12 protein-coding genes are annotated in these 16,063 nt (G+C 42.3%); 11 read left to right on the top strand and 1 reads right to left on the bottom strand.

The genetic code is table 11. The features are described from left to right. The 7 genes from CQA49_RS10265 to CQA49_RS03620 form a co-directional block, all read left to right on the top strand. On the top strand, positions 1 to 181 hold a 181-nt coding region (locus tag CQA49_RS10265), incomplete at its 5' end, for a hypothetical protein (protein ID WP_220271721.1). Then, positions 178 to 729 carry a DUF507 family protein gene (locus tag CQA49_RS03595; protein ID WP_115574604.1) on the top strand — a complete coding sequence of 184 codons (552 nt, stop codon included), beginning with the start codon at positions 178 to 180 and terminating at the stop codon, positions 727 to 729. The genes CQA49_RS10265 and CQA49_RS03595, both read left to right, overlap by 4 nt. Continuing rightward, on the top strand, positions 729 to 1,925 hold the full coding sequence (gene carA, locus CQA49_RS03600) for a glutamine-hydrolyzing carbamoyl-phosphate synthase small subunit (protein ID WP_115574605.1): 1,197 nt from the start codon (positions 729 to 731) through the stop codon (positions 1,923 to 1,925). Before CQA49_RS03595 ends, carA begins: the two co-directional genes overlap by 1 nt. A gap of 148 nt (positions 1,926 to 2,073) precedes the next feature. Next, positions 2,074 to 2,844 (top strand): flagellar motor stator protein MotA, encoded by a 771-nt coding sequence (motA, locus tag CQA49_RS03605; protein ID WP_115574606.1) that lies wholly within the window; start codon positions 2,074 to 2,076, stop codon positions 2,842 to 2,844. Positions 2,845 to 2,853: 9 nt separating this feature from the next. Next, positions 2,854 to 3,603, top strand: a complete 750-nt coding sequence (motB, locus tag CQA49_RS03610) for a flagellar motor protein MotB (RefSeq protein WP_115574607.1) — start codon at positions 2,854 to 2,856, stop codon at positions 3,601 to 3,603. A gap of 177 nt (positions 3,604 to 3,780) precedes the next feature. Next, a complete protein-coding gene (gene ccoG / locus CQA49_RS03615; protein WP_115574608.1) occupies positions 3,781 to 5,172 on the top strand; it encodes a cytochrome c oxidase accessory protein CcoG in 1,392 nt (463 codons plus the stop codon). After that, positions 5,156 to 6,199, top strand: coding sequence for a glycosyltransferase family 10 domain-containing protein (locus CQA49_RS03620; protein ID WP_115574609.1), 1,044 nt, complete (start codon positions 5,156 to 5,158; stop codon positions 6,197 to 6,199). The genes ccoG and CQA49_RS03620 overlap by 17 nt, the downstream gene beginning before the upstream one ends. Positions 6,200 to 6,253: 54 nt before the next feature. Here the strand turns inward: CQA49_RS03620 and CQA49_RS03625 are convergent, their stop codons facing one another. Continuing rightward, positions 6,254 to 9,520, bottom strand: coding sequence for a DNA translocase FtsK 4TM domain-containing protein (locus CQA49_RS03625; protein WP_408938906.1), 3,267 nt, complete (start codon positions 9,518 to 9,520; stop codon positions 6,254 to 6,256). A gap of 254 nt (positions 9,521 to 9,774) precedes the next feature. On the opposite strand from CQA49_RS03625, the gene CQA49_RS03630 reads away from it, so the two are divergent. The 4 genes from CQA49_RS03630 to CQA49_RS03645 all read left to right on the top strand — a co-directional run bounded on the left by CQA49_RS03630 (position 9,775) and on the right by CQA49_RS03645 (position 16,046). Then, positions 9,775 to 11,250 (top strand): hypothetical protein, encoded by a 1,476-nt coding sequence (locus CQA49_RS03630; RefSeq protein WP_115574610.1) that lies wholly within the window; start codon positions 9,775 to 9,777, stop codon positions 11,248 to 11,250. Between the two features lie 44 nt (positions 11,251 to 11,294). Beyond that, a complete protein-coding gene (gene abc-f / locus CQA49_RS03635; protein ID WP_115574611.1) occupies positions 11,295 to 13,466 on the top strand; it encodes a ribosomal protection-like ABC-F family protein in 2,172 nt (723 codons plus the stop codon). Positions 13,467 to 13,484: 18 nt separating this feature from the next. After that, entirely contained in the window at positions 13,485 to 13,739 is a 255-nt protein-coding gene (locus tag CQA49_RS03640) for a hypothetical protein (RefSeq protein ID WP_115574612.1), read from the top strand. Positions 13,740 to 13,829: 90 nt separating this feature from the next. Then, positions 13,830 to 16,046: an NADP-dependent isocitrate dehydrogenase gene (locus tag CQA49_RS03645; protein ID WP_115574613.1), complete on the top strand. Its 2,217-nt coding sequence runs from the start codon at positions 13,830 to 13,832 to the stop codon at positions 16,044 to 16,046. Positions 16,047 to 16,063: the final 17 nt, after the last annotated feature.

Consider the following 16,063-nt stretch of genomic DNA (forward strand, 5'->3'; position numbering starts at 1 on the left):
CCCCTGCACCCCCAAACCCCCGACAACGCAAAAATTTGCTTTGCAAATTTTTAGGGATTTTGCGGTGCAAAATCTAGGTAGTGATACATTTAAGGAATTAAAGCCTTTTTTACCTAAAGCACGCTACAATAACGCGCAAAAATTACCCACCTCTTTTATGACACAAGGAGTTTTCACATGAGACTAAAAGCACAGCACGCGCCCTACATTGCGAATAAAATCGGGCTAGACTTGGCAAATGCGAATTTTATCACGCTCAATTCTTCAATAGAATCTCTAAGTAAAATCGCGCTTGATTGTTTGATGGAAAATATCCAAAAAGAGCGTGCGATAGATGAAAAAGTGCGTGATTTGCTCGAAGAGTATGTCAATGAAATCGAGGACTACCGCATGGATGAGCGCTCAATATTCCGTATGTTTAAAAAGCAAATCGCTGATGAGGAAAATTTCACGCTTAATTGGGACGAGCGCTGCAGTGACTTGTCGCATAAGATTCTCACTCAAATGGTGCAAAAAAATATGCTTAGCTTTAAGGTTTCAGAAGTGATTGTCAAAAATGCCATTTACAAGGCTATCAATGACTATTCTAAAATCTACGAAAAGAGCGAAGAAGCTGTCAATGAGCGATTAAAAAAATACAAAAGAAAGCTTGTGTATGGAAGCGATGAATATGAGATTATTTTTAACAAGCTTTATGAAGAGGAACTTCGCAAGCGAGGGCTCGCATAATGACACAGCAAGTAGATTCCAAAAATACGCAACCAAAAAACGCGCAATCTACGCAAACGCTCAAAGATATTTTTCTTTATTTTGAAAATGGCGTGTTTTTGCAGGCGCTAAGCTTTGGGGCGGAGGGAAGCGCGATTGGCGAAGTGGTGTTTAATACCTCGCTTTGCGGATATGAGGAGATTATCACAGATCCGAGTTATGCTGGGCAGTTTATCACTTTTTGCATGCCAGAGATTGGCATTGTGGGCGTGAATGAGCAGGATAAAGAGAGCAAAGAGATTTTTTGCAAAGGCGTGATTGTCTCGCAATATAATGATTTTTACTCAAACTTCCGTGCACAAGGCGATTTAGGCACGCTTTTGAAAAAGCACAATATCATAGGCATTTGCAATCTTGATACGCGCGCACTTGTCAAAATGCTACGCACGCAAGGCTCTATGATGATGATAGCAAGCACAGAGATAAGCGAGAAGGAAACTTTAGAATCTTTGCTCAAATCCGCGCCTTCTATTAGCGAGCAAAATCTTATCCCCGAAGTCTCTACAAAAAAGCCCTATATCCACAAAGATGGTGTGTTTAGTTTTGAATCTATGGATTATGAGCGCACAAATTCCACAAAGCGCAAAAAGATTCTAGCCATTGATTTTGGCATAAAGCGCAATATTTTAAACGAGCTTACAAGCGTAGGGCTTGAAGTGGAGGTGATCCCGCATACCTTTAGCGCGGATTGCATATTGAAGCGCTTTGAAAGCAAGGAAATTGGCGGTGTGTTCCTCTCAAATGGTCCGGGCGATCCGCTCATGCTAGAAAATGAAATCACTCAAATCCGCGCGCTTATAGATTCTCAAATCCCGCTTTTTGGGATCTGTCTAGGACATCAGCTTTTGGCAATTGCGCATGGATTTGACACCTATAAGCTAAAGTTTGGGCATCATGGCGCAAATCACCCGGTGAAAAACACGCTCACAGGCGAAGTGGAAATCACTTCACAAAACCATAACTATTCCGTGCCAGATTCTATAGAATCTATCGCAGAGGTTACACATAGAAATCTTTTTGATGGGACGATTGAAGGTGTGCGCTATCGCAACAAGCCGATTTTTTCCCTCCAGCACCACCCAGAATCAAGCCCGGGACCAAAAGAAGCGCGCAGTGTGTTTGCAGAGTTTGCAAAAGCTGTGCATGAGACGCACTAGCGCGCTATAAAGAATCTTTATAGATTTTTGTAGATTCTGTGAAAGATTTAATAAGGGCGTAACAAGCGCGCGGTTTTTAGGTGATTTTTTGGATTGATTTTTGCTTTTTGCCTTAAAGGAATAAAACATTTTGCAATAAAGGTTTTGTATGGATTTAACGACCCTCTTAGGCATTCTTATGTCTATTACGAGTATTTCTGTCGGGGATATTTTGGAAGGTGGGAATCCACTGCATGTGATACATTTAAGCTCGGTTATGATTGTGATCCCAACCGCAATGTTTTCAGGTATCACAGCCACGCATGGTGCGTATGTCAAAGGCGCGTTTAAAGAATTTAAAATGGTTTTTATGGGCTCAAAGATTAATCTCAACGAAACCATTCGCCAGCTTGTCGAGCTCTCCACTCTTGCGCGTAAAGATGGCGTGCTTTCGCTTGAAGGGCGCGCGGCACAGATTGAAGATGACTTTTTACGTAAGGCAATTAGTATGATTGTCGATGGTAGGGAAGCTGAAGCGGTGCGCGAGGATATGGAAATACAAATTGAGGTGTTAGAGGAATATTACCATGGAAGCGGGCATTATTGGGTGCTAGTTGGGGAGTCTTGCCCGACATTTGGGCTTGTTGGCGCGGTTATGGGGCTTATGCTCGCACTTCAGCTTCTTGATGATCCAAAGGCTATGGCGGCGGGTATTTCTGGCGCATTTACAGCGACGGTTACGGGGATTTTTGGTGCGTATGCGTTCTTTGGTCCATGCGGGCATAAATTATTAGCAAAAAGCAAGGATATTATCCAAGAAAAAGTCCTTATCGTTGAAGGTGTCGTAAGCATCGCAAATGGCGACAACCCGCGCAACCTTGAAGAAAAGCTCCTAGGCTTTATCAAGCCCGGCGAACCTAGAATCTCACAATTTGAATAAGGCGCGCAAATGGCAAAAAAGAAAAAATGCCCCGAATGTGCTGCAGGCGAAAAATGGGCGGTGCCTTATGCGGACTTCCTTTCACTTTTGCTTGCGCTTTTTATCGCGCTTTGGGCGATTTCATCCACTGATAGCGAAAAGGTGCGCGCGCTCAAAGAAGAGCTTATCAAAATCTTTGATTATCCCGTGGCGATGCCTCTGCCTTCACCTGTGGATCAAGATGCTGGGAATTATGAAGGCAATGAGGCTGAAGACTCCTCCTCTGCGGCAAGTGCGAGCACAGAAAGCGCTATCCCTTCAGATATTATCAATGATATAGGTGGCGTGCTAGAGCAAATAGATTCTGGAAGCGTGTTGCGCCTGCCTGATAGGATTCTCTTTAGAGCTGGTGAGTTTGAAATCACAAATAGCGATACTTTTACCTACCTTGATAGGCTTGTGACAATCATCAAAAAATACCCAAATTATGTGCATCTTGATATACGAGGCTATACTGATAATTCCACCCCGCCACCGCGTTTTAGGGATAATTATGAGTTTGCAAGCGCGCGTGCGGTGAGTGTGGCGCGTGAACTTATACAAAAAGGCGTAGAAGCGCATAGAATCTCTGTCTCTGGCTATGGCTCTTTTGATAATGTCGCGCCAAATGACACGCCAGAACAGCGCGCGCAAAATAACCGCGTGGAAATTTATTTCTTTGTAAGCAAGGTTAATAGCCCTAAAATCAAATCCATGCTCGAGCGTCAAAGCGAAAATTAGCGCAAATATTGAAGCGATTTTAGAATCTGCTTAAAATTTTCAATTGAGAGAGAAAAATTCGCGCTAAATTTATGGACTTAAAATACAAAAAGTTATACAATCGCCCCCTTTATAAACAACACTCAAACAACAAGCCACGCAAAGCTGTGGCGCACAATCCACGCTTAAGGAAGAAAAATGAAACAAGTTTATTACCGCAAAAAACGCTATTTGGTGTATGCGATTGCTACGATTGTTTTTCTTACAATGCCTTTTGTAACGATTAATGACAATCACATCTTTTTGCTCTCATTTGCTAAGGGTGAATTCCACCTGCTAGGCACGCGCTTTAATATGCAGGAGTTGTATTTATTGCCTTTTCTCTCAATCCTGCTTTTTGTGGGAATCTTTTTCCTCACAACCTTAGGTGGGCGCATTTGGTGTGGCTGGGCATGTCCGCAAACGATTTTCCGCGTGATTTATAGGGATTTCTTGCAGACAAAGGTTTTTAAATTGCGTCAAAAAATCTCAAACAAGCAAAAGCCCCTTGTGCTTGATACTTTTGGTAAAAAGATAAAGGCAAGTTTGGCGTTTGTGATTGTTGTGTTTTTGTGCCTTGTGGCATCAGCGAGCCTTATGTTTTTCTTTACTGCGCCTGAGGATTTCTTTGTCGCTATCCAAAATCCCAGCGAACATAAGGTGCTTATGGTGTTTTGGCTGGGTTTTGGGCTATTTTTTGCCATTGATATTGCTTTCATACAGGAAAATTTCTGCATTTACATTTGCCCTTATTCTCGCGTGCAAAGCGTGCTGTATGACAATGATACAATTATGGCGATTTATAATCAAAATCGTGGTGGCGTGATTTATAATGAAAGTGGCAAAATCACCCAAAAGCTAAAATTTGTCAATCCAAATGCTGAATGCGTGCAGTGCGAACACTGCGTCAAAGTCTGCCCAACGCATATTGATATTAGAAAAGGTATGCAGCTTGAGTGTATCAATTGCCTTGAATGCGTCGATGCCTGCACAAGCGTGATGGCAAAATATAACAAACCAAGCCTTGTTGGCTGGAGCTCGCCTGCTGCGGTTGAGACAAACTCAAAAGTGCGTTATGTGCGCTTAAAAACCATCTGCTATGTGGGAGTTTTGCTTGCGACTTGTATCGCGCTACTTATTATGGGTAGCAAAAAGCAGGGTATGCTTTTAAATGTCAATAGCACTTCTGAAACTTACAAAATCAAAACACAAGGCATAGAAAACACCTACAGCGTAGTTTTTGACAATACTGACAGCAAGGATCATGAATACTCTTTAAAGATTGAGAATCCAAACGCGGATTCTCAAATCGCTTCAAACCTTGAAATCATCACACCTAAAAAGCCTGTGCGCGTAAGTGCTGGGAAAAAAGTCAGACAAATCGTCACAATCCGCGCAAAAGGCTTAGAAGCAAGCGAGAAAGGCGATGTGAATTATCCATTTATGCTGAAATCCTACGCGCTTGATGATGAAAATATCTTTGCAGAGCGCAAAGCAAACTTCATCTATCCGAGCAAAGGGGTGATACAAGAGTATGAAAATAGAAAATAAAGAGCGCGTGAGAATCCATTTTACCGATGGTTGTGCGCAACATTGGTTTGAAGCATATTTGCCAAAAGGCTATGTGCTAGATTCTAAGAATCCAGATTTTATTTTTTATAGTGTTTTTGGAAATGAGCATATTAAGTATGATGGCGTGCGGATTTTCTACACTGCTGAAAATCTCCGCGCGGATTTTAACTTTTGCGATTACGCGATAAGCTTTGATTATCTCAATTTTGAGGATAGACATTTGCGCTATCCCTACTATCTTTTTACACAAAGTTTTAGAGAAGTTGCAAAGAGTGAACAAAATGGCATCTATAGCTATGGTAAAGAAGCTTGTGAGCGTAAGTTTTGCTCCTTTGTAGTGAGTAATGGTAAGGCAGATTCTATCCGTGAGGATTTTTTTGAACTTTTAAGCGCATATAAACGCGTGGATTCTGGTGGAAAATATAAAAACAACATTGGCGCGCGTGTAGGCGATAAGCAGGCATTTTTAAGTCAATATAAATTTAACATAGCTTTTGAAAATTCTCAAACAAATGGTTATTTGACCGAAAAAATCTTTGATGCTAAAGCCGCTGGCACACTCCCCATTTACTGGGGCGACATATCCGCAAGCCACGAGCATCTAGGGGGGGGGGCTATTCTTAATGCTAAAGCATTTGTAAATATTTCAGACTTTGCAAATCTCAAAGAAGCGGTGGAATTTATAAAATATCTAGATTCTAATGATGAAGTATATTTGACAATGCTAAATGCGCCTTTGTTGATAAATCCTACCCACGCGCAAGAGCTTGATTCCAAGCTTACGCAGTTTTTAGGCACAATCTTTTCTCAAGGGCGTGAGCGCGCTTATCGCAGGGGCTTTGGGCAGTGGCGTTGTAATATAGAAATGCGTTATAAAAAATTCCAACGCGCAAGAACCACAATAATCAATCTTACAAAAGCCCTGCGCTTTATCCTCAAAGTGCCAGTGCTGCTTCTCAAATCCCCGATTTTGGCATTTAAGGCGTTGCGAGAATCTAAAAAATAAAATTACTTATTTGTATTTAGGCTTGCATTAACGTGTAATTTTCAAATAAGTAGCCTAACGCCCGATGATTTCGCGCACGCCTTTTGTATTGCGCTTTGAAAGGAAACCTTCTTTTTCAAGCGTTTCGACATAATTTGTCGCGCGGTTAAAGCCGATTGAAAAGCGCCTCTGCACGCTACTTGAAGAGGTATTGCCACTTTCAAGCATAAAGCGCTTAATCTGCTCTAGCATATCATCATCTTCTGGTTCATTTTCGCTTCTGCTGGCTAAAATATTTTCCTTTTCATCAAGCAAGAAATTCGCGTCATACTGCACTTCGCGCTGTGATTTGATAAACTCAACCACGCGCTCAATCTCTTCCTCCGTGCTAAAAGGCGCGTGCAGGCGTATCATCGTATCAGAAATTTTGAAAAGCATATCGCCTTTTCCAAGCAAGGATTCCGCACCTGTGGAATCTAAAATCACCTTAGAATCCACCTTGCTACCGACTTTATAGCTAATGCGTGAGGGCAGATTGCCTTTCAATGTGCCTGTTACGACATCGACACTCGGGCGCTGTGTAGCGATGATGAGATGTATCCCGCACGCACGCCCCATCTGCGCGATCCTGCTTAGTGGTGCTTCTGCCTCGCGCCCAGAAGTCTGCATCAAATCCGCCAGCTCATCGATGATAATCACAAAATATTTTAACTGCTCCTCGCCCTCTTCAAGCGCCTTTTTATTGTAGCTTTCAATCTCTTTGACGCGCATATCTTTCATTTTTTCATAGCGCCTATCCATCTCCTGCATCGCGCTTACAAGCCCAGCTATCGCCTTTTTAGGATCAGTGATGATTGGCGTGATGAGGTGGGGAATGTCATTATAAAGCGAGAATTCCACGCGCTTTGGATCAATCATCATAAGCTTAAGGTTATCCGGCGAGTTTTTATAAAGAAGTGAGAGAATCATCGCATTAATCCCCACACTTTTCCCACTCCCAGTCGTGCCTGCGATGAGCAAATGCGGGAGCTTGCGCAAATCCTGCACGAACGGATTCCCTACGATATCTTTACCAAAAGCAAGCGTTAGGCTTGATTGTGTGGATTTGAAAAGATCAGATTCTAGCACCTCGCGCAAGTAAATCGTCTCGGTTTTGTTATTTGGGATTTCAATTCCCACAACATCTTTGCCCGGCACAGGCGCTTGGATTCTGATAGATTTCGCACTTAATGCAAGGGCTAAGTCATCTTCAAGGTTGAGAATCCTTGAAACCTTGACATTTGGCGCAGGGCGGAATTCAAAAGTCGTAACAATCGGTCCGCTGTAGGTGCGCACAACATCGCCTTCAATTTTGAAAGTCTTTAGCTTTGCAAGCAGAATCTCGCTTTTTGTGTCAATCTCCACTTCATCAATTTCATTGCGGAATCCATCGGGTTGATTAAGCAAGCTTGTGAGCGGAAGTTTGAAATTAAGCGGGGTGGAGGATTTGCCAAAATCTAGGCTTTTTAAAAGCGCGGTATTTTCGCTTAGCTCGCGCACGATGACATGGGTTTTGGACGCGCTAGATTCTGGTTGAGGTTGTGCTTCAGATTCTGCTTTAAATTCCACTTCGGGCGTGGTTGGTGCATTTGGTGTAGTTGGTGCAGTTGGCACATTTGGGACATTTGATATATTTGGCGTGCTAGATTCTGTGATATGCTGGGAATTTTCATTTGGTAGATTTGGTGGCGTGGGTGTAGTTTGCGTGCTTTGTGTTGGTTGAGGTTGCACTGGCTGCATAGTTTGTGCTGGGTTTTGCGGGCTTTGTGTAGGTGTGAGATTTTGCAAATTTTGAGAATCCACAAACGCACTTTGCGCATTAGGTTGTGGTGTTTGCGCAGAAAGTGGCACATTTGAAGTAGGCGCGCTTGGCGCAGGCGTTGTAATCTTTGGCGTTGGAATATCTGGAATCTCTTTGATAATGCTTTGTATATCAAGTGGCGTGTTTTTGCGCTCTTGCAAATGCGGGGGCTTATAAGGGCTTGAAGGAATGCTAAATTGCGCGGAAAGTTGCGTGGCATTAAGCGGTGGCGTGGGCGCGCTGGGCGTTTGGGTATTTTGCGTAAATGCGCTAGTTTGGGCGGAAAAGGTATTTTGCGCGCTAGTTTGCGCCTCTTTTTGCCCATCAGATTGAGGAAGGATAATCTCTTCGATTATAGGCGCATTTGGTGCTTGGTTTGGCGAAAGCGGAGGTTGCGCATTTGCTTGCGGGTGCATTGCTTGAAAATTCCGAATCTGCTCTTGCAAAAATGCCTGCGGGTCGGGGACTGGATTAGGCACGACTTCTATAAATGGAGCTGTGCTTTGAAATGACGCTGGATTTTGAAATGGCGCTATGCTTTGAGGTGAAGTTGCGCCTTGAGGCAGGATTATATTTTGAGGAATTGTGCTTGTGCTTTGCGCTACATTTTGCCCCGCATTTTGAGGCATATCTTGGGTTGCACTTTGAGATTCTATGCTTTGAGTTTGCAAAGGCGCTTGAGTTGCAAAAATTTCTTCTTGATTTGTCACTTGCGCTGTTTGCGCTACTTGTTGAGGTTGTGAAATATTTTGAGAATCTGCATTTTGTAAATTCACATTTTGCAAATTTAAATTTTGAAAATCATTTGGCATAGGCGCAGAATGCGTAGTTGGCGTGGATTGCGTTTTTGCAAAGACATTTTCAAAGTTATCAAGATGGAGATTTTGCACTTCTTGGAGATGAGCTAGCCTTTCTTGCTCTTTTTTTAGCATTTCTTCTTGCGCGGCTTTGAGGATTTCTTGTCGTTTATGATATGAGCTTAGAATCCGCGCTTTTATCGCTATATAGGCGTTTTTTAGCGATTGCAAGCAAACGCGCGCAAAGGCAAAGATCCTTGCACCAAACGCGCGCATAAGCGCATAAAATTTCTTGCTAAAAGCTAAAATTTGCTTTTTGCAAAACGCCACGACAAGCTCGACTTTCATATCCGTAGCCACAAAAATTGACAAAAGCAAACAACCAACGCCCAAGATCCACACGCCAAAATCGCCGATAAAGCCACTCAAAAAGAAAACCACGCTATTGCCAAAAAGCCCGCACGAAAAAAGAAGTGATTGAAACAGCAAAAGGCTTACAAAGCAAAGCAGTGCGGCGACAAAAAGTTCGATTTTATGAAAATTTAAGCGCGGATCTTTATACAAACAATACGCAGGATAGAGCAAGAAAAGCAAATACACATACGCCACATAGCCAAAAAGTGCGATATTAAAGTTTGCAAATCTCTGCCCCAAAATCCCCACAGCGCCACTCTCGCCAACAATCGTAGCAAGCCACAAAAACACCACCACCACATTAAAAATAATATAGGCGTAGATTCTCTTTGTGGGGATTTTGACTTTTTTTTCCGACTTTTTGATGAGAATCCTCCTGCGTGTGAATATAATTTTTTAAAAAATTAAACCCTATAAATCGTCAAATAGGCGAAACTTTGAGTTGTTGGCTTGCTTTTGGGTAGTTTGTGCAATTTTAAGTTTAAATAGTATATTATATCAGAATCCACTTTTACCTTAGGCTAAATTATTTCAAGGATTTGCACTTGCACGGAAAAATATTGCGCTATTCCACGCAGACAAAAAATGGCGTGGTGACGAATGCTTCAAAGAAAATTTTTGAATTGCGAGGGAACAGCTGGCATGACCCAAAAATGTTGCCTTCTGTTGGAATGCTTGTAGAGTTTCGCTGTGATGACAATGGCTATACAATCGTAGATTGCAAAGCGTCAAGTTATCAAAAATTCCCAGAAGGTGGGCTTATACGCGAGATTGACTTTTGGCGCACAAATACTGATGATGAGCTTAAAGCAAAAGAGGCTGACGCAAAAGCCGCGATTGCAAAGAAAATTTTTTCCCAAACAAATTATCTCAAGCTCGCTTCTATCGAGCTAAGCGTAAGTGCGCAAAATTGTATTAAGGATTTTTTCCGCGATGAATTTAACGCCATTGCCTTCCTTGATGCACAAAAAGAAAATGCGCAATCTTCAGATTCCCAACCACCGCTAAACTACCTCATCATAAAGCCCTTTTTGCAAAAAGCAATCGATTACCTCGTGTATAATGACAAGCACATTACGATGGATAATTTTGCCAATGAAATGCAGATTCTCAAACAATTAGAATACTCCTACAACCACTTCAAAACAAATGTCAATATCAACGCCTCAAAAATCTATAAAGAATGCTTCCTTGATGCGCAATACAACTACCGCGGGGTTTTGCGCGCGATTGAAGTGTTTAATGAAAAAAAGCTTCAAATCGAAAATAAAATCCGCGTGTGCAATATGGAGCTCCGCAGTATCCAATCAAAAGTCGATGCCAAAAAAGGCGATCCAAAACTGCTCGCTACCAAAAAACAAGAAGTGCTCGGAATCATCGCAAAGGCAAAAAATGACTCCAGAACGATAGATTCTGTCATTGCGCGCTTAAAAGAGATGAGCGAAAATTTTGTAAAAGATAATTTCAAAGTCTTTGAAGTGGTGTTTAATAAAATGTATCAATTGCTTATTAACAAAACAAAAGAAGCGCTTGATATTTGTGGCACGCGCTTAGATGATAAGGTTTTCACGTTAGGAATGGATTCTCAAGCGATTAAAAACACCTTTTTCCGCCAAAATATTAATACGCCATTTTGCGCAATGACTTTTATCGAGCATCACATAAGACGGCTTAATAAGGCAAAGATGAGTAATAATGAATCTGTCGTATTTAACTACTATCAGCGCTATGCGAAAAATTATACTAATTATGTGATTTTTAGCGAAAATGACGCTTTTGTGCTGGATTTGAAATGTAAGATTCTCGCAAAGGCAAAGCTTAGCTGTGTGCATATTTTTTCAAAAGATATTGAATATTTTACCGCGATGAATCGCATAAAGTTTGAGATTTGCTTTGTGGATTCTGATTTGAAGCTTACCAACCCAAAAAATGTGCTAAAAACCGGGATTTCATCAAAGATGAATAAAGAGACAAAATTTGTGCTTCTCAAAGCAAATGAGATAAAAAGCCTTGAGTTTTAGGCATTTTGAAAATCTAGCAATTTGCAAATTTTAAAGCGCGTGCAATGACACTTCTTAGCCTCTTAAACGCAAGCAAACAATTTGAGCATAAAATAATCTTAGATTCTATCTCGCTAAGCGTGCAAAAGGGTGAGAGAATCGCTGTGATTGGCAAAAATGGCAGTGGGAAAAGCACACTTTTGGGATTGCTTGATGGAAGTGTAGGCGTAGATTCTGGTGAGCGGGTGGTGAGCAAAGTAGGCGGGCAAGATATCAGAATCTTGAGTTTGGAGCAACGCCCAAATTTCAATCCCACCTTTAGCGTGGCTGAAGTCATCGCGCAAGGGCTAGATAACTTGCGACAAGCGCATAATCGCTTGCTTGAGTTGCAAAAAATGCTTGAAACACATGAGGGGCGGGATTTGCAAAATTTGCAAGGCGCGCAAACCATACAAACCACGCAAGATTCCCAAAATCCACGCGCTCAATCCGAGCAAAAAGCGCTTTTAGAGGAATACGCGCAAATTAGTAGTTTTTTGGACGAACATAATGGCTGGGATTTGGATTCTCGCGTGCAGGAGGTTTTGGAGCGTTTCGAGCTTACATCTTTCCAAGATCGTTTAGCTATCAGCCTAAGTGGCGGGGAGCAAAAGCGCGTGGCGCTTTGTAGGCTATTTTTGACGGACGCGGATTTGCTAATCTTAGATGAGCCGACAAACCACCTTGATGTGGAGATGGTGAGCTTTTTAGAGCGCTTTATCCAAGAGAGCAAATTTAGCCTTATTTTTGTCAGCCACGACAGGTATTTTATAGAAAATATCGCCACGCGCGTGATAGAGGTGGAAAATGCCAAAATTAGCAGCTTTGAGGGTGGCTATAGTAGCTATCTTGCGCACAAAGAGGCGCAACTTCACGCGCTTGATAAGGCGCATCAGAATCTTTTAAAAGCCCTAAAGCGCGAGGAAGAGTGGCTACGCGCAGGCGTGAAAGCGCGCCTAAAGCGTAATGTCGGAAGAGTGGCACGCTTAGAATCCATGCGAAAAGCTGCCAAAACTAACCCAAGCGCGATTGCCAAAATGCGCCTAGAGCTTGAAAGAGAGAAAAAGCATTTCAATCGCAGTGAAAGTAAAAACGCCAAAAAATGCCTTTTTGAGTTGCAGAATCTCAACAAAACGCTGTATCAAAAAGTCCTTATCAAGGATTTGAATCTGCGAATCTTGCAAAATGAAAAAATCGCCGTGGTTGGGAAAAATGGCAGTGGGAAAAGCACTTTTTTAAAATTACTGCTTGGCGAGATTGCGCCTGATAGCGGGGTGATTAAGCGCGGGAATATACGCATTGGGTATTTTGATCAGCATTTAGCGAGTTTAGATGATTCCAAAGATTTGCTTGAGACTTTTTGCCCAAATGGCGGGAATATCATCTCTGTGCGCGGGAAAAATATGCATGTATTTGGGTATTTGAAAAATTTTTTATTCCCCAAAGAGTTTTTGGATAAAAAAATCGGCTTTCTTAGTGGCGGGGAGAAAAAGCGCGTCGCACTTGCATTGCTTTTTGCCAAAGAAGTTGATGTATTGCTTCTTGATGAGCCTACAAATGACTTAGATATTAGCACTATAGGCATTGTGGAGGAATATTTGCTCAATTTTAGCGGGGCGGTGATTTTTGTGAGCCATGATAGGTATTTTGTCGATAAGCTCGCGCATAAATTGCTGATTTTTGAAGGTGAAGGCGCGGTGGTGGAGAGCTACGCACCTTATAGTGAGTATTTGGAGATTATGCAAAATTTACGCGAAATTGCCGCATTTGAGCGCGCGCAAGTTTCCCAAACTTCCCAAAGTCAAGAATCTTTAGATTCCAACCAACGCCAAAAATCTCGCAATCTTATCAGCCAAAAAAGCTTGAGTATGTGCGCGAAGCGGAGGCGAAGCGGGATTCACTCCCGCGCAGACGATACAATGGATGGAATGGAATCTTTAGAATCCAAAGCCACAAAAAAGCAAAATAAGCTAAGTTACAAAGAGCGCTTAGAGCTAGATTCTCTGCCAGAAACCATTGAAGGGCTTGAAGCGCAGGTGGCAAAGTTGAAAGAGGATTTGAGCAATCCGCAAATTTATGAAAAAAAGGGTATTGTAACCCTTGCAAATGAGCTTGAAGAGGTGCAAAATAAGCTAGATTCTGCGCTGGAGCGCTACTTTGCCTTAGAGCAAAAAGAGCAAGAATTAAAAGAAAAATAGTATTTTAAGGATAAAAACATGCAAGCAAAATATATAAGCAAAAATGGCGAGGTTGTCGATAAAGACACGCTTATTAGCGAGATTGAAAGCTTGCTGAATAATAAAAGCGCGCTTGCAGATTCTCATCTTAATCAAACTTTGCTAAGTCGCGAGATTATGAGCGTGCTTGAAATCGAGGAGTTAGAAAATATCCGCGATGGCTTGCTTCACAAACAAGGCAAAGAGATAGAATCTAACAAAGAATGGCTCTTTGGCTTAAGCCAAGGCGAATGAAAGGCGCAAACTAAGAGTGCGCAAAGCGTTAGCTATTTGTGCTATACTCTTTGGACTTTCTTTCCTAAAACCTAAACTTAAGGAGTTTTTATGAAAATCACCTACACACTCACTGATGAATCCCCAGCGCTTGCTACTTACTCGCTCTTGCCAATTATCAAGGCATTTTTAAAGCAGGCAAATATTGAGATTGAAACTTCTGATATTTCGCTTTCCAGCCGTGTTTTGGCGCAGTTTAATGATATTTTACCCACAAAGACACAAGATGCGTTGGAGTTTTTGGGCGCGCTTGTGAATACGCCAGAAGCAAACATCATTAAAACGCCTAATATTTCCGCGTCAATCCCACAACTCAAAGCCACGATTAAAGAGCTTCAAGATAAGGGCTTCAAAATCCCAGACTACCCGGATAATCCGCAAGATAGTGCGCAAGAGGATATAAAAGCAAGGTATCAAAAAGTGCTAGGCTCGGCTGTAAATCCCGTGTTGCGTCAAGGGAACTCTGATAGGCGTTGCACTAAGGCTGTGAAGGAATATGCGAAAAAAAATCCTTACAAAATCACGCCTTTTGCAAAAGATTCTAAATCGCGTATTTCTTATATGAAAGAGGGCGATTTTTTTGACAATGAAAAAGCCTCGCTCATCACCGCGCCAACCACCGCGCGCATTGAGTTTATCGATAGCAATGGCAAAGTAAGTGTGCTAAAAAATGCGCTCAAATTAGAGCAAAATGAAATCCTTGATGCGAGCTTTTTAGATTGCGCGCGTTTGAGGAAGTTTTATGAAGAGCAAATCGCGCAGTGCAAGAGCGAGGACATTTTACTTTCACTGCATTTGAAAGCGACGATGATGAAAGTGAGCGATCCTATAATTTTTGGGCATGCGGTGAGTGTGTATTTTAAGGAACTTTTCACGCGCTTTGAAAAAGAGTTTAAAAGCCTTGATATCAACCCAAATAACGGCATTTCTGAACTTTTGACAAAAATAGAATCTAATCCTAAAAAAGAGGAGATTTTAGCAGAATATGAGCGCATTTTGGAATCTAGCGCGCCACTTAGCATGGTGGATTCTGCCAAAGGGCGCACGAATTTGCATGTGCCAAGCGATGTGATTGTCGATGCGAGCATGCCCGCAATGCTAAAAAATGGCGCGAAGCTTTGGGATAAGCAAGGTGCGCTCAAAGATACAAACGCGCTTATCCCGGATAAAACTTATGCGACTATTTATGAGGCGGTGCTGGAGGACTTGCGTGCGTTTGGCGCGTATGATCCCTCAACCCTTGGAAGCGTGTCAAATGTGGGATTGATGGCGAAAAAAGCGCAGGAATATGGCTCACATGACAAGACTTTTATCGCGCCAGATTCTGGGACTTTCCGCGTGGTAGATGAGTCTAATAACAGCGCGATACTCGAGCATAAAGTAAATAAAGGTGATATTTATAGAATCAACCTTGCAAAATATGATGCGCTGCTAAATTGGATCGATCTAGGCGTGCAACGCGCGAAACTCACAGGAAATAAGGCGATTTTTTGGCTTGATGCAAAGCGCGCGAGCAACGCAATTCTTATTAACCTTGTCAATGCGCGCTTAGAGGAGTTGGAAAGGAAAGGTGCGCTTGAGGGCGTGGATATTGAGATTCTCGCGCCAAAAGAGGCATGCTTGAAAACGCTTGGGCTTATCCGCAAGGGCGAAGATGTGATTTCAATCACAGGCAATGTTTTGCGCGATTATTTGACAGATTTATTCCCCATTTTGGAGCTTGGCACAAGTGCGAAAATGCTTTCCATCGTGCCGATGCTCGCTGGTGGAGCGATGTTTGAGACAGGAGCTGGGGGAAGTGCGCCAAAGCAAGTCGAACAGCTTGTGGAGGAAAATCACTTGCGCTGGGATAGTTTGGGAGAATTTTTAGCCCTGCAAGCAAGCCTAGAATTTTACGCGCAAAAAAGTGGCAACAAAAAAGCACAGATTCTCGCAAACTGCCTTGATAGCGCGATTGCACAATGGCTAAATAACAATAAAGCGCCTTTGCGTAAAGTCAAAGAAGCTGATAATCGCACAAGCCATTTTTATCTAGCCCTCTACTTCGCACAAGCCCTAAGCGCGCAAGATTCTGATTTGGAGCTTCAAGCAAAGTTTGCAAAAGTCGCCACTGCACTGCAAGAAAATGAGCGCGTGATTTATGAGGAATTTATCAATGCGCAAGGTGTGAAGGTTGATTTGGGCGGGTATTACAAGTTTGATGATGCAAAGGCGGAAAGTATCATGCGCCCGAGCAAAACATTTAATAAGATTATAGAATCTCTGTAGGTTTTAAGGGCTTTTAA

The sequence above is a fragment of the Helicobacter sp. MIT 00-7814 genome (assembly GCF_003364115.1).
Classification (GTDB): domain Bacteria; phylum Campylobacterota; class Campylobacteria; order Campylobacterales; family Helicobacteraceae; genus Helicobacter_F.